The sequence below is a fragment of the Streptomyces sp. NPDC051218 genome (assembly GCF_044455475.1).
Taxonomy (GTDB): domain Bacteria; phylum Actinomycetota; class Actinomycetes; order Streptomycetales; family Streptomycetaceae; genus Streptomyces.
On sequence record NZ_JBITEU010000011.1, the window covers coordinates 356411 to 369358 of the forward strand.

General features: G+C 69.4%; 13 protein-coding genes and 2 tRNA genes. 9 read left to right on the forward strand and 6 right to left on the reverse strand.

Features of this window, described 5'->3' with window-relative positions:
• Positions 1 to 69: 69 nt before the first annotated feature.
• The 3 genes from ACIBCK_RS31820 to ACIBCK_RS31830 form a co-directional block, all read right to left on the reverse strand.
• Positions 70 to 145: transfer RNA gene (locus ACIBCK_RS31820), tRNA-Gly, on the reverse strand.
• A gap of 79 nt (positions 146 to 224) precedes the next feature.
• Positions 225 to 296, reverse strand: a tRNA-Gly gene (locus tag ACIBCK_RS31825).
• Between the two features lie 178 nt (positions 297 to 474).
• Complete coding sequence (locus tag ACIBCK_RS31830; RefSeq protein ID WP_344522189.1) at positions 475 to 792, reverse strand: Lsr2 family protein; 318 nt, start codon at positions 790 to 792, stop codon at positions 475 to 477.
• Between the two features lie 345 nt (positions 793 to 1137).
• Here ACIBCK_RS31830 and purS point away from each other — a divergent pair, with 345 nt between their 5' ends.
• The 8 genes from purS to ACIBCK_RS31870 all read left to right on the forward strand — a co-directional run bounded on the left by purS (position 1138) and on the right by ACIBCK_RS31870 (position 8174).
• Positions 1138 to 1389, forward strand: a complete 252-nt coding sequence (gene purS, locus ACIBCK_RS31835) for a phosphoribosylformylglycinamidine synthase subunit PurS (protein WP_135332092.1) — start codon at positions 1138 to 1140, stop codon at positions 1387 to 1389.
• Positions 1386 to 2066: a phosphoribosylformylglycinamidine synthase subunit PurQ gene (purQ, locus tag ACIBCK_RS31840; RefSeq protein WP_367043567.1), complete on the forward strand. Its 681-nt coding sequence runs from the start codon at positions 1386 to 1388 to the stop codon at positions 2064 to 2066. Before purS ends, purQ begins: the two co-directional genes overlap by 4 nt.
• Entirely contained in the window at positions 2063 to 4312 is a 2250-nt protein-coding gene (gene purL, locus ACIBCK_RS31845) for a phosphoribosylformylglycinamidine synthase subunit PurL (RefSeq protein ID WP_399395859.1), read from the forward strand. The genes purQ and purL overlap by 4 nt, the downstream gene beginning before the upstream one ends.
• 135 nt (positions 4313 to 4447) lie before the next feature.
• Positions 4448 to 4948, forward strand: coding sequence for an ArsR/SmtB family transcription factor (locus ACIBCK_RS31850; RefSeq protein WP_399395861.1), 501 nt, complete (start codon positions 4448 to 4450; stop codon positions 4946 to 4948).
• Between the two features lie 52 nt (positions 4949 to 5000).
• Positions 5001 to 5840, forward strand: coding sequence for a M23 family metallopeptidase (locus ACIBCK_RS31855; RefSeq protein ID WP_399395862.1), 840 nt, complete (start codon positions 5001 to 5003; stop codon positions 5838 to 5840).
• A gap of 5 nt (positions 5841 to 5845) precedes the next feature.
• Positions 5846 to 6484, forward strand: coding sequence for a TetR/AcrR family transcriptional regulator (locus ACIBCK_RS31860; RefSeq protein WP_399395864.1), 639 nt, complete (start codon positions 5846 to 5848; stop codon positions 6482 to 6484).
• A 9-nt stretch (positions 6485 to 6493) separates the two neighbouring features.
• Positions 6494 to 7288, forward strand: coding sequence for a sterol carrier family protein (locus ACIBCK_RS31865; RefSeq protein ID WP_399395866.1), 795 nt, complete (start codon positions 6494 to 6496; stop codon positions 7286 to 7288).
• Positions 7289 to 7364: 76 nt separating this feature from the next.
• On the forward strand, positions 7365 to 8174 hold the full coding sequence (locus ACIBCK_RS31870; protein ID WP_399395868.1) for an META domain-containing protein: 810 nt from the start codon (positions 7365 to 7367) through the stop codon (positions 8172 to 8174).
• Here ACIBCK_RS31870 and ACIBCK_RS31875 read toward each other — a convergent pair.
• From ACIBCK_RS31875 to ACIBCK_RS31885, 3 genes are all read right to left on the reverse strand, one after another.
• Positions 8134 to 9507 (reverse strand): hypothetical protein, encoded by a 1374-nt coding sequence (locus tag ACIBCK_RS31875; protein WP_399395870.1) that lies wholly within the window; start codon positions 9505 to 9507, stop codon positions 8134 to 8136. The two genes, ACIBCK_RS31870 and ACIBCK_RS31875, sit on opposite strands and share 41 nt — an antisense overlap.
• 141 nt (positions 9508 to 9648) lie before the next feature.
• Positions 9649 to 11058 (reverse strand): sulfatase, encoded by a 1410-nt coding sequence (locus tag ACIBCK_RS31880; protein ID WP_399395872.1) that lies wholly within the window; start codon positions 11056 to 11058, stop codon positions 9649 to 9651.
• A 78-nt stretch (positions 11059 to 11136) separates the two neighbouring features.
• Complete coding sequence (locus ACIBCK_RS31885; RefSeq protein ID WP_399395873.1) at positions 11137 to 11238, reverse strand: putative leader peptide; 102 nt, start codon at positions 11236 to 11238, stop codon at positions 11137 to 11139.
• 162 nt (positions 11239 to 11400) lie between these two features.
• On the opposite strand from ACIBCK_RS31885, the gene purF reads away from it, so the two are divergent.
• Positions 11401 to 12927: an amidophosphoribosyltransferase gene (purF, locus tag ACIBCK_RS31890; RefSeq protein ID WP_399395874.1), complete on the forward strand. Its 1527-nt coding sequence runs from the start codon at positions 11401 to 11403 to the stop codon at positions 12925 to 12927.
• The last annotated feature ends 21 nt before the right edge of the window (positions 12928 to 12948 follow it).

Genomic DNA, 12948 nt, shown 5'->3' on the forward strand with positions numbered 1-12948 from the left:
AGAAGGAAGAAGGGGACCTGGGCGGGGAACGAAGAAGGCCCCGGTCGCGATGACCGGGGCCTTCTTCTCTGGAGCGAACGACGAGGTTCGAACTCGCGACCTCAACCTTGGCAAGGTTGCGCTCTACCAACTGAGCTACGTTCGCATTGCCTCCGACCAGCTCTCACTGATCGGCGCGAGCACCAGCCTACCGCACTCGAAAGAGTGCCTGATCGGCGATGCAGAGCGGGTGACAGGAATTGCACACTGCGCCTTCCCCCTGGAAGGGGGATGTTCTACTACTGAACTACACCCGCAAGACTCCGTGAGGTTCGGGCCTTTCGGCCTTGCCCCTCGGCGTGCTCCAGACTTTAGCCGACCGGCGGGGGTGCAGGTCAAGTCGGTTGCCGAGGGGCGGTCCTGGCCGGCCATCGGCCGAGGTCGGCCGGGGTGGACCGGGTGCGGCCAGGGTGCGGGCCAGGGTGGGCCGGAGCGTCAGTTGGCCGCCTCGAAGGCCTCGTAGACCTTCTTCGGGATGCGGCCGCGCGGCGGCACGTCCATCTGGTGCGAGCGGGCCCAGGCGCGGACGGCCGCGGGGTTCGCCGCCACCGTCGTGTGCTTGAAGGCCTTGCCCGACTTCGACTGCTTGCGGGCCGCGTCCAGGTACGGGGCGAGCGCCTTGCGCAGTTTCTTGGCATTGGTTTGATTGAGGTCGATCTCGTACGACTTGCCGTCAAGACCGAAGGCGATCGTCTCCGCCGCATCCCCGCCGTCGATGTCGTCAGAGAGAGTGACCACGACACGCTGCGCCACGAATATCGGTCCCTTCGTGCGGCTCTACCGCAGTTGACGTGCGGTGATGCCGACTGTCCGGCTGTTATGGGCACTGTTATGTGCAAAGGATCGGCTAATGCCTTTTCCTTTGTACAGTGCCCGGCATTGCATTGTGAAGCCCGACTAAATCCGCCCGCGTGTCCGGACGCAATGGCGGTGCGTGATCTTTTCCTGGATTTTTCGCGAAGGTGCCCTGTTCGATACACGAGTAGGAGCAGGAACGTGACCGTCCTCACGTAGGTTTCTACGAATCTACGCGAGTAGAATTTTTGTACGGGTAGTCTGAAGGGACCGCTCAGCCAGCACCACACACCGGGAGTGCCAGTGGCACGCGTCGTAGTCGACGTCATGCTCAAGCCGGAGATCCTCGACCCCCAGGGCCAGGCGGTGCAGCGTGCACTGCCGCGGCTTGGATTCAAGGGGATCGCCGACGTACGTCAGGGAAAGCGCTTCGAACTCGAGGTGGACGGGCCCGTCGATGACGCAGCCCTCGCCCGTATCCACGAGATGGCGGAAACCTTCCTCGCCAACACCGTGATCGAGGACTTCTTCGTAAAGGTGGAGGAAGAGAAGTGACTGCTCGAATCGGAGTCGTCACTTTCCCCGGAACGCTCGACGACCGCGACACCCAGCGCGCCGTCCGCGTCGCCGGCGCCGAAGCAGTGCCGCTCTGGCACCGGGACAAGGACCTGAAGCAGGTCGACGCCGTGGTGCTTCCCGGCGGATTCTCGTACGGCGACTATCTCCGGGCCGGGGCCATTTCGCGGTTTTCGCCCGTCATGGAGTCGGTCATCGCGCAGGCGAAGGCGGGGATGCCGGTTCTCGGTATCTGCAACGGCTTCCAGGTGCTCACCGAGTCGCACCTGCTGCCGGGCGCGATGCTGAGGAACAACCACCTGCACTTCATCTGCCGCGAGCAGAAGCTGCGCGTGGAGTCGGACCGGACCGCCTGGACCGCCGACTACACGGCCGGGCAGGAGATCCGGATCCCGCTCAAGAACATCGACGGCCAGTACACGGCCGACGAGCGGACCCTGGACATGCTGGAGGCCGAGGGCCGCGTCGCCTTCCGGTACCTGGACGGCAACCCCAACGGCTCGCTCCGTGACATCGCCGGCATCACGAACGAGGCGGGCAATGTCGTCGGCCTCATGCCGCACCCCGAGCACGCCGTGGAGCCGCTGGTCGGGACCGGCCGCACCGACGGCCTCGGATTCTTCACCTCGATCCTGAAGAAGCTGGTCAACGCATGACTCTGGACACCGTCAAGCACGCAGCCGAGACTCCCGACGTCAAGCTGCCCTGGGCCGAACTGGGCCTGAAGGAAGACGAGTACGCGCGCGTACGCGAGATCCTGGGCCGCCGTCCCACCGGCGCCGAGCTCGCCATGTACTCCGTCATGTGGTCCGAGCACTGCTCGTACAAGAGCAGCAAGGTCCACCTCCGCCAGTTCGGCGAGAAGGCCCCTGAGAACGACGCGATGCTCGTCGGGATCGGCGAGAACGCCGGTGTCGTCGACGTCGGCAACGGCTACGCGGTCACCTTCAAGGTCGAGTCGCACAACCACCCCTCGTACGTCGAGCCCTACCAGGGCGCGGCCACCGGTGTCGGCGGCATCGTCCGCGACATCATCGCGATGGGCGCACGCCCGGTCGCGGTCGTGGACCCGCTGCGGATGGGCGCCGCCGACCACCCCGACACGAAGCGTGTCCTCCCGGGTGTCGTCGCGGGCATCGGCGGCTACGGCAACTGCCTGGGCCTGCCGAACATCGGCGGCGAGCTCGTCTTCGACGCCTGCTACCAGGGCAACCCGCTGGTCAACGCCGGTGCCATCGGCGTCATGCGGCACGAGGACATCCACCTGGCGAAGGCCTCCGGCCCCGGCAACAAGGTCATCCTCTACGGGGCCCGCACCGGCGGCGACGGCATCGGCGGCGCCTCGATCCTGGCCTCCGAGACCTTCGACGACACGAAGCCGTCGAAGCGTCCGGCCGTCCAGGTCGGTGACCCCTTCCAGGAGAAGCTCCTCATCGAGTGCACCCTGGAGGCCTTCGCCGAGAAGCTGGTCGTCGGAATCCAGGACCTCGGCGCGGCCGGACTCTCCTGCGCGACCTCGGAGTTGGCGTCCAACGGCTCCGGCGGCATGCGCGTCGAGCTGGACGACGTACCCCTTCGCGACTCCACGCTCACTCCCGAGGAAATCCTCATGAGTGAGTCGCAGGAGCGCATGTGCGCGGTCGTCGAGCCCGAGAAGGTCGAGCGTTTCCTCGCGATCTGCGAGAAGTGGGACGTCATCGCCACCGTCGTCGGTGAAGTGACCGACGGCGACCGCCTGGAGATCTTCTGGCACGGCGAGAAGATCGTCGACCTCGACCCGCGCACCGTCGCCCACGACGGCCCGGTCTACGAGCGCCCCTACGCGCGCCCGCAGTGGCAGGACGCCCTCCAGGCGGACGACGCCAACAAGCTTGCCCGGCCCGCGAGTTCGAAGGAGCTCCGCGACCAGGTGCTCGCGGTCGTCGCGTCGCCGAACCAGGCCTCGAAGGCGTGGGTCACCGACCAGTACGACCGTTTCGTGCAGGGCAACACGGTGCTCGCGCAGCCCGAGGACTCCGGCATGGTCCGCATCGACGAGGAGTCCGGCCTCGGTGTCGCCCTCGCGAACGACGGCAACGGCCGCTACTCGAAGCTCGACCCGTACGCCGGCGCGCAGCTCGCCCTGTCGGAGGCGTACCGCAACGTCGCCGCGACCGGCGCCAAGCCGCTCGCCGTCTCGGACTGCCTGAACTTCGGTTCGCCCGAGGACCCGGACGTCATGTGGCAGTTCGCCGAGACCACCCGTGGCCTCGCCGACGCCTGCCAGATCCTGGGCACCCCGGTCACCGGCGGCAACGTCTCGCTCTACAACCAGACGGGCGAGGCGGCCATCCACCCGACCCCGGTGGTCTCGGTGCTCGGTGTGATCGACGACGTGGCGCGCCGCACGCCGATCGCGTTCACCGAAGAGGGCCAGCTGCTCTACCTGCTCGGTGACACCACCGAGGAGTTCGGCGGTTCCGCCTGGTCGCAGGTCATCCACGACCACCTCGGCGGGCTTCCCCCGAAGGTCGACCTGGAGCGCGAGCGACTGCTCGCCGACATCCTCATCTCGGGCTCGCGCGACGGCATGATCGACGCCGCGCACGACCTCTCCGACGGTGGCCTCGCGCAGGCCGTCGCCGAGTCGTGCCTGCGTGGCGGGAAGGGCGCGCGCCTGGTCGTCCCGGACGGGCTCGACGCGTTCACCCTTCTGTTCAGCGAGTCGGCGGGGCGTGCGGTCGTGTCCGTCCCCCGCTCCGAGGAGCTGCGCTTCACCGACATGTGCGGGGCGCGGGGCCTGCCCGCGACGCGCATCGGTGTGGTCGACGGTGACGCCGTGGAGCTGCAGGGTGAGTTCACGCTGCCGCTGAGCGAGGTCCGCGAGGCGCATGAGGGGACCCTTCCGGGGCTCTTCGCCTGAGGTTCTCCTGCCGTCGCCCCCGTTCGGATCCATTGATCCGGGCGGGGGCTTCGTCGTGTCCGCGTACACGTATTGCAGAGATCGCCTTGCAGAGATCGCCTTGCAGAGATTACGTAATTACGTAATGATGCTTCCATGGATCTGGAAGAGCGCGTTGCCGAGCTGGAGCGCCGCATGGCCGAGCTGGAGAGCGCGGAAACCGCCGCGCCCACCGTCGCAGGAGGTGACTTCTGGGCCCTGGAGGCGCTGAAGGCGCGACTGCCCGAAGCTCAGCTCCCGGACGGCGCCGTCGTGTTCACCGGAGCGGTGCGCGTGCCGACGGGCGAGCGGTACGAGTGGCAGTACGGCCACACCACCGAGCAGCTGCTCGGCGATGACTGGTCCGAGGCCGCCGAGTCCTTCGCCGCGCTCGGTAGCCCCGTGCGGCTCCGGCTGCTGCGGGAGATCCTCGGCGGGCGCCGCACCGCCGCCGAACTGGCCGCGCTCGACGACATCGGCACCACCGGCCAGATCTACCACCACCTGCGCCAACTGACCGGCGCCGGCTGGCTGCACACCACGGGGCGCGGCCGTCACGAAGTGCCCGCGGGACGCGTGGTCCCGCTGCTCGTGGTGCTGTCCGCCTCGCGGCCCTGAACCGGCCACCGGCAAATCAACCACCGGGACATCAACCACTGGGGGAACGATCATGTCTGTACGTCAGCGCAAGTGCGCGGCGCTGCTTCAGCGGTTGCTGATGCTCGTCGTCCTCGTCCACGTGATCACTGGGATCTTCGTGGAGTTGCCCTATCCCTCCTGGTGGGGGGTGATCCCAGCGGCCGGTTTCGTCGCCGCCACCGTCGTGCTCGGTCTGTTCGCCCGCCGCCACCGGGCAGGAGTCGAGGTCCCGGCCCCTGTAGAGGTCGCCCCGCCCGTCACCGGCCGCTGGTCCGCCCTGAACAGCCCCGCGGACAAGGTGCCGAGCCACGGCACGCACGGCCTCGGGCAGACCTACGCCATCGACATCGTGGCCGAGCCGGAGGAGGGGGCCCGCCCCGCCTTCGCCTGGCTCTGGCCCATCGCGCGGGGCAACAAGGCCTTTCCCGCCTTCGGCGCCCCGCTCGTCGCCGTCGGCGACGCGACCGTCGTCCACGCGGAGGACGGCCAGCGTGATCACCTCAGCCGTAACTCCCTCCTCGCGTACCTCTACTTGTTCGTGGTCGAGGGCGTCGGCAGGACGGTGGGCGGCGCCCGCCGCATCGTCGGCAACCACATCACCCTCGACCTCGGCGACGGCACGTACGCCATGTACGCGCACGTCCAGCAGGGATCGCTCGCCGTCCGCGCCGGGGACACGGTCCGGGCCGGACAGGTCATGGCCCGCTGCGGGAACTCCGGGAACTCCACCGAACCCCATGTGCACTTCCAGCTGATGGACGGCCCTGACCTGGACACCGCGCGGGGCGTGCCGTTCCGCTGGCGGGGGCTCGGGGTGCCCGCGAACGGCGAGACGTTCACGGTGCGGGAAGAGGCCGCCCCGGTACCGTGACCTGCATGACTGAGGAGCTGGGGCTGCGCGCGCGCAAGAAGAAGCAGACCGCGTCGCGCATCTGGCAGGCCGCCGTGGACCTCTGCTCCGAGCGGGGCTTCGACCACGTCTCCGTGGCGGAGATCGCCGAGGCCGCCGAAGTGTCGAAGATGACCGTCTTCAACTACTTCGGCACCAAGGAAGGCGCGATCGTTGGCCCGATGGAGGAGCACGTCGGAGATCCGGCCCGCGCGGTGCGCGAACGGCAGCCCGGCGATTCCGCGGTCGCCGCGATGCGCGGCCAGTTCCTGGAGCAGATCGCCGGGCGCGACCCGTCGATCGGCCTCAGCGGCGACCCGCGCGCCCTCAGGCTGCGCCAGCTCATCAGCGAGACGCCGACCCTCACGCTCCGCATGGTCAGCTTCCACATGCGCAGCATCCAGCTGCTCGCGGACGCGCTCGCCGAGGAGACGGACGACGCGCTCCTCGCCCGCGTCGCCGCCGCCCAGCTGATCGGCGCCCGTAACGCGCTCATCGTGGAGAACCACCAGCGCACCCTCGTCGGCGACCCGCTCGACGAGATCGCCGGAGACTGCGCCGCGTCCGCCGAGCGCGTCTTCGGCCAGGTGGAAATGGGTCTCCAGGGGTATCCCGGGAAGAATTAGGCTCGGCCCATGCCACCGGCCAAGAAGCGCACGCGCACCTACGACCCCGCCAAGATCCGCACCGCCGTGCTCGCCCAGTTCGGGAACGTACGACAAGCGGTCGCCGCCCTGGAGCCCGAGCAGCTGGCCCTGCCGACCAGGCTCGGCAGCTGGACCGTCCGCGAGCTGGCCGCGCACCTCACGATGGCGCTCGGCGGCGCCACCCGTTTCCTCGCCATGCCGGAGCCCCCGGCCCGCGAAGTGGCTCTGCTCGACTGGCCGTTCGCCACCGCGTCGGCCGCGGCGCAGGTCGACGAGGCCTCGCGGGCCTTCGCCGCGCAGGAGGACCTGGGCGAGCTGTACGCGCGTACGCTCACCGGCTTCGAGGACGCGCTGCCCGATGTCACGGCGGGGCGGCTCATGCCGACCCGGTTCGGCGCGATGAGCCTCGACGACTTCCTGGTCACCCGTACCGTCGAACTCACTGTCCACACCGATGACTTGAACGACGCGGTACCGGGCCTCGACGTCCCGTACGACCGTCAGGCCCTGGCCGCCTGCACCCGGCTGCTCGCCGACGCTCTCGCGGTCAAGGCCCCCGGCGGCGCCGTCGAGGTCAGGGTCCCGCCGTTCGCCGTGGTCCAGTGCGTGGCAGGGCCCCGGCACACCCGCGGCACCCCGCCGAACGTCGTCGAGACCGACCCGCTCACCTGGATCCGCCTCGCGACCGGGCGCACGGACTGGCAGACGGCCCTCGGCACGGCGAAGGCCGCTGCGAGCGGGGAACGGGCCGACCTCTCGGAGCTGCTGCCGGTCATGAGCTGATCCGCCGTTCGGGTGCCGAGGGGGGCGTTCGGGTGCCGAGGGGAACCAGAACCCCCACTTGTCCCGTCACAGCGGCATGCAGACGCAACGACTGACTCCGACCGTCATGGCCCTGGCCGCCGCGGGCATGCTCACCGCGTGCGGCACCGAGACCGGCTCAGGCAGCGGGTCCGTCGGGTCTCAACCGCGGCTCACCGGCGTCCACTGGAGCGTCCAGAGCGTCACGGTGAACGGCAAGAAGCAGCAGGCCCCGGGCGATGCCTACGTCAAGATCGGCAAGAGCAAGGCCGAGGGCAACTACGGCTGCAACGGCTTCACCGCGGACGTCTCTGCCGACGGTGACCGTGTCGACTTCGCCAACGCCATCTCCACCAAGCGGGCCTGCGAGAAGCAGGACTTCGAGAACGCCTTCAAGCGCGCCCTCGGCAACGGCGAGCTCAAGGCCGCGGTGGACGGCGACAGCATGACGCTCACCACCGACAAGGGAGACCGCGTGGCCCTCACCTCCGAGCCGGACGTCCCGCTCACGGGCACCAAGTGGGACGTGAACGCCATCGGCGACGGCAGGACCACGGCGTCCCTGCCGAAGGAGGTGGCCGGCAAGGCCCATCTGACCTTCGGCAAGGACGGCATGGTCCGCGGCAAGCTCGGCTGCAACAACGTCTCGGCCAAGGCCGACGTGAGCGGCGACAGCATCACCCTGGGTGCTCCGCGGAGCACCCGGATGATGTGCGAAGGGGCCGCGGCGGAGACCGAGAAGAAGCTCCTGAAGCTCTTCGACGGCAAGGTGTCCTACGAGCTCAGCCACCGGGGGCTCTCGCTCACCGCCGACGACGGCACGGTCGTCAGCGCGAATGCCGACCTGAAGCAGACGAAGGAGCGGTAGCCCCGGCGCGGCGGGCGCGGGACTTCAGCAGGAACGCGCCGCCGAAGGCGAGCATCAGGCCGCCGCCGATCGAGTAGGCGAGCGTGGTGTCCGAGTCGCCGCCGGTCTCGGCGAGTTCGGTGGCGTCGCCTTCGGGGCGCGCGTCGTTGGGGGCGGCCGAAGCGGGGGCTTCGGAAGAGGGTGCCTCCGAAGCCGGGGCCTCCGAAGCGGGTGTCTCCGGAGCGTCCTGTGCGGGGGAGGCCTCAGCGGGTGCTGCCTTCGCGGGCGCCGCGACCCCGTCCAGGCTCACCCGGACCGTCGCCGCCTCGGCCCCCGCCTGCACGACCTCGACCTCGACCTTCCTGGCCTCGTCCGTCAGCTTCGCGCCCGCCTTGAGCGCGTCCGCGTCGGCCGGGACGTCGTCGCCGGTGCCCGCGTCGGCGTCCGGGGTCGGGTCGATGAGAGCCGACTTCGTGTAGTCCCCGTCGGGCACCCGGTAGGCGTGCACCCCCTGGATCCCGCCGTCGACGGTGCCCGACTCGTGCCGCAGCTCCACGACCAGGCGGTCGTCGCCCAGCGGAATGTCGAGCGCACGGACCCCGCCGCCGCTCCCGTACAGCGGACGCAGGTCATACGTCGCGGACTTGCCGGGCTTCGCGACATCCCCGCCCGTCAGCCACTTGTTGTGCAGCAGCTCGGGCGAGGTGAGCCCGGCCTCCCAACCGCCGCCGCCCATCGGTGTCTTGTGACTGGTGCCGTCCTCCTCGCAGCCCGCGCCGAGATCACCGTCGGGGCAGCGAAGGCGCATGTGGTGGCTGTAGCCGAAGTTGTGGCCGAACTCGTGCACCAGGGCCGTCATCGACATCTTGCCGTCGGCGCCCACCGGCATCCAGGTGGTGCCGCCGCCGACGGTGCCGAGCGCGAGCCAGTCGCAGCCCGCCTTCTCGGAGGGGAAGACGAGCGACAGGTGGTCGTAGCTGTCCTCGGGGACGCCCTTCGCGGCGAGCGCCTTCCGCGTCAGGTCGTTGATCTTGCCGGTGTCGCATCCGGTGGCCGCCAGATCGATGTCGACGGGCCCGCTGACGCCGTCGCCCTCGGCGGCCTTGAAGGTGGTCGCACCGCCGGTGACCTCGTTGTAGTACGAGGTGAGGGAGGAGTCGGCGCCGAAGTAGTTGTCCTTCAGGGCCGCCTCCAGCTTCCCCGCGTCCGGGATCCGGCTGTCCGTGAAGTTGACCATGGCGACCTGTACGCGCCGCTCCGGCTCGTCGGCGGCGGGCGCGGGCGCGGCGGCGGCAGCGGTCAGGACGGCGGCCACGGCGGCCGGTATCAGGCAGAGGCGCGGCGACGGTTTCATGGGGGACCTTCCGAGTGGGGGCTCGCGCCTTGCCCGAAGATCAACTCGGCGCGCGCCAGGCACGCTAGCGATCACTCGGGCCCGCGCGAACCCCTCGGAGGGCTTCTTAGGGTCCGCTTAAGTCCCCGTTCAGTATCACGGCTACCTGGTCGGGGCAGCGGGGTAGGGCAGCAGCTCCGCGTCGGTCCTCTCCCACGCGGCCTTCAGCTCGGCGAGCAGCTCCGGCTCGTCCCGCGCCCGGTCGGCCTGCTCCCGCCGGTCCGCGTGCAGATCGAAGAGCTGGTCGTCGCCGCCCTTGCCCCGGTAGTACTTCCAGTCCCCGCGCCGCAGGGCCCGCTCCCCGCGCACGCGCCAGAACAGCTCCCGCTCCGGCAGCTCATCGCCCTTCAGGAGATAGGGCGCGAGGCTGGTCCCGTCCAGCGGGTACGCCCGGTCCGGCCTTGCCCCGCCGATCTCCAGGAGCGTCGCCGTCCAGTCCGGCGTGAACACGGGCTCGCGGCTGACCTGCCCGCCGTCGAGCCGCGCGGGCCAGCGCACGATGGTCGGCACGCGGATGCCGCCCTCCTGGAGCGAGGCCTTGTTGCCCGACAAGGGCCAGTTGTACGAGAAACGCTCGCCGCCGTTGTCGGAGGCGAAGAAGACCAGGGTGTCCCGCTCCTGCCCGGACTTCTTCAGGGCTTTCAGGACCTCCCCGACCGACCGGTCCAGGTCCTGCACCATCTGCGTGTACTTCTCGACGGAGCCTCCGTCCTGGTGCCAGAGCGCGCCCCCCTCGCCCGCCTTGATCCTCCGTACGATCTCGGCGCTCTCCTCCTTGTCGCCGTCGGCGATCCACGGCCAGTGCGGGGTGGTGAAGTTCAGATTGAGCAGCCAGGGCTTGTCACCGTGGTCACGCGCCACGTACTCGCTCGCCCGCTCGGTCAGGATGCGCGTGTAGTAGCGCAGGTCCTTGTACTGGGCGTCACCCTCGTAGAGGTCGTACTCACCGCCGAGCCCCAGCTTCGAGTAGTACTCCAGGGCCCCGCCGAAGTTCCCGAAGAACTCGTCCCAGCCCGACCGGGTGGGGGAGTAGTCGGGCAGGTAACCGCAGTGCCACTTGCCGATGAGCGCGGTCGCGTACCCGGCGTCCCGCAGCAGCGAGGCCAGCGTCGGATGTGTCGGCTCCAGGCCCACGGACCTGTCCGCTATCGGCTCGGCGAGCCCGCCCTCCGTACGGCCGGGGTAGCGCCCGGTGTAGAGGCTGAAGCGGGTCGGCGAGCAGGTCGCGGAGCCGGCGTAGGCATCGGTGAAGCGCACGCCCTGGCGCGCGAGGCGGTCCAGGTTCGGGGTCTTGATGTGCGGCGACCCGTAGGAGGAGAGGTCCGCCCAGCCAAGGTCGTCGCCCAGGATGAACAGGATGTTCGGCCGCCGGCCGCTCGGGCGCGGAGCGGCACGGAAGGGCTGCTCCCGGGCCTCGGCGGCGGCGGGCAGCCCCACCGCGGCGGCGGCACCGGCGCCCACCGCGCCCCCGAAGGCGCGTCGGGACAGGGCGGACTGGTCGTACGAAGGCATGGCGGCGCTCCTGAGGAGGGGCACGGCGCGGCAGGGGCACGTACCCGGAGTCGGGAAGAACTGGAACGGAGGGTGAGCTCAGACGGCGCTGCGACAGATCGCGCTCGCGACACGGACCAGGTCGACGTGGCGGCGCTCCACAAGGGTGACCGACGGGTCACCGGGGGACTGCGGGGGCATGGACCAGGAGCTTCACGGGGCTCGCGCGCCCCTGTCAACGCTCCCGCTCACCTGTTCACAAGGCCTTAGTACTTCCCGGCCCTCCGGAGCGACGAACACGCTCCGTACAGGGCCCGTATCCCCAATTCGGACCAGTGGTCGATCTCGCCTACACTCGGTGTCGTGCCACGTGGTGACGGTCGACTCAATCATGATCTGCTCCCCGGCGAGAAAGGCCCCCAGGACGCTTGTGGCGTCTTCGGTGTCTGGGCTCCGGGTGAAGAGGTCGCCAAGCTCACTTACTTCGGGCTGTACGCCCTACAGCATCGAGGCCAGGAGTCCGCGGGAATCGCGGTCAGCAACGGCTCCCAGATCCTTGTCTTCAAGGACATGGGGCTCGTTTCCCAGGTCTTTGACGAAACCTCTCTCAGCTCGCTCCAGGGTCATATCGCGGTCGGTCACGCCCGCTACTCGACCACTGGCGCCTCCGTCTGGGAGAACGCCCAGCCGACGTTCCGTGCCACCGCGCACGGCTCCATCGCGCTCGGGCACAACGGCAACCTCGTCAACACGGCCCAGCTCGCCGAGCTCGTGGCCGCCCTGCCCAAGGAGAACGGCCGCGCGACCCAGGTCGCGGCGACCAACGACACCGACCTGGTGACGGCTCTCCTCGCGGGCCAGGTGGACGACGACGGCAAGCCCCTGACCATCGAGGAAGCGGCCACCAAGGTCCTCCCGGACGTGCAGGGCGCCTTCTCCCTCGTCTTCATGAACGAGCACACGCTGTACGCGGCCCGCGACCCGCAGGGCATCCGCCCGCTGGTCCTCGGCCGCCTGGAGCGCGGCTGGGTCGTCGCGTCGGAGTCCGCGGCGCTCGACATCTGCGGCGCCAGCTTCGTCCGCGAGGTCGAGCCCGGCGAGTTCATCGCGATCGACGAGAACGGCCTGCGAACGTCCCGATTCGCGGAAGCGAAGCCCAAGGGCTGTGTCTTCGAGTACGTCTATCTGGCGCGCCCCGACACCGACATCGCCGGCCGGAACGTCTACCTCTCGCGGGTCGAGATGGGCCGGAAACTCGCCGAGGAAGCTCCGGTCGATGCCGACCTCGTCATAGCGACGCCGGAGTCCGGGACACCCGCCGCGGTCGGTTACGCGGAAGCCTCCGGCATCCCCTTCGGTGTCGGCCTCGTCAAGAACGCCTACGTCGGCCGGACCTTCATCCAGCCCTCGCAGACGATCCGCCAGCTCGGCATCCGTCTCAAGCTGAACCCCCTCAAGGAAGTCATCAAGGGCAAGCGTCTGGTCGTCGTCGACGACTCGATCGTGCGCGGCAACACCCAGCGCGCCCTGGTCAAGATGCTCCGCGAGGCCGGCGCCGCCGAGATCCACATCCGGATCTCCTCGCCGCCCGTGAAGTGGCCCTGCTTCTTCGGCATCGACTTCGCGACCCGCGCCGAGCTCATCGCCAACGGCATGACGATCGACGAGATCGCCAAGTCCATGGGCGCCGACTCGCTCTCGTACATCTCCATCGACGGCATGATCGAGGCCACGACCATCGACAAGCCGAACCTCTGCCGCGCCTGCTTCGACGGCGTGTACCCGATGGACCTCCCCGACCCCGAGCTGCTCGGCAAGCAGCTCCTGGAGACGGAGCTGGCCGCCGGTCCGGCGTCCACGGCAGCGGCCGACGCGATCCGTCGCCCGTAAGCCCCGTAGTAACGACACGAA

Excerpts from the sequence above, each read along its gene's own strand:
- purL (WP_399395859.1), top strand. The coding sequence starts at position 2,063 with ATGACTCTGGACACCGTCAAGCACGCAGCCGAGACTCCCGACGTCAAG.
- ACIBCK_RS31860 (WP_399395864.1), top strand. The coding sequence starts at position 5,846 with ATGACTGAGGAGCTGGGGCTGCGCGCGCGCAAGAAGAAGCAGACCGCG.
- ACIBCK_RS31850 (WP_399395861.1), top strand. The coding sequence starts at position 4,448 with ATGGATCTGGAAGAGCGCGTTGCCGAGCTGGAGCGCCGCATGGCCGAG.
- ACIBCK_RS31870 (WP_399395868.1), top strand. The coding sequence starts at position 7,365 with ATGCAGACGCAACGACTGACTCCGACCGTCATGGCCCTGGCCGCCGCG.
- ACIBCK_RS31865 (WP_399395866.1), top strand. The coding sequence starts at position 6,494 with ATGCCACCGGCCAAGAAGCGCACGCGCACCTACGACCCCGCCAAGATC.
- ACIBCK_RS31885 (WP_399395873.1), bottom strand. The coding sequence starts at position 11,238 with ATGCCCCCGCAGTCCCCCGGTGACCCGTCGGTCACCCTTGTGGAGCGC.
- ACIBCK_RS31855 (WP_399395862.1), top strand. The coding sequence starts at position 5,001 with ATGTCTGTACGTCAGCGCAAGTGCGCGGCGCTGCTTCAGCGGTTGCTG.
- ACIBCK_RS31875 (WP_399395870.1), bottom strand. The coding sequence starts at position 9,507 with ATGAAACCGTCGCCGCGCCTCTGCCTGATACCGGCCGCCGTGGCCGCC.
- ACIBCK_RS31880 (WP_399395872.1), bottom strand. The coding sequence starts at position 11,058 with ATGCCTTCGTACGACCAGTCCGCCCTGTCCCGACGCGCCTTCGGGGGC.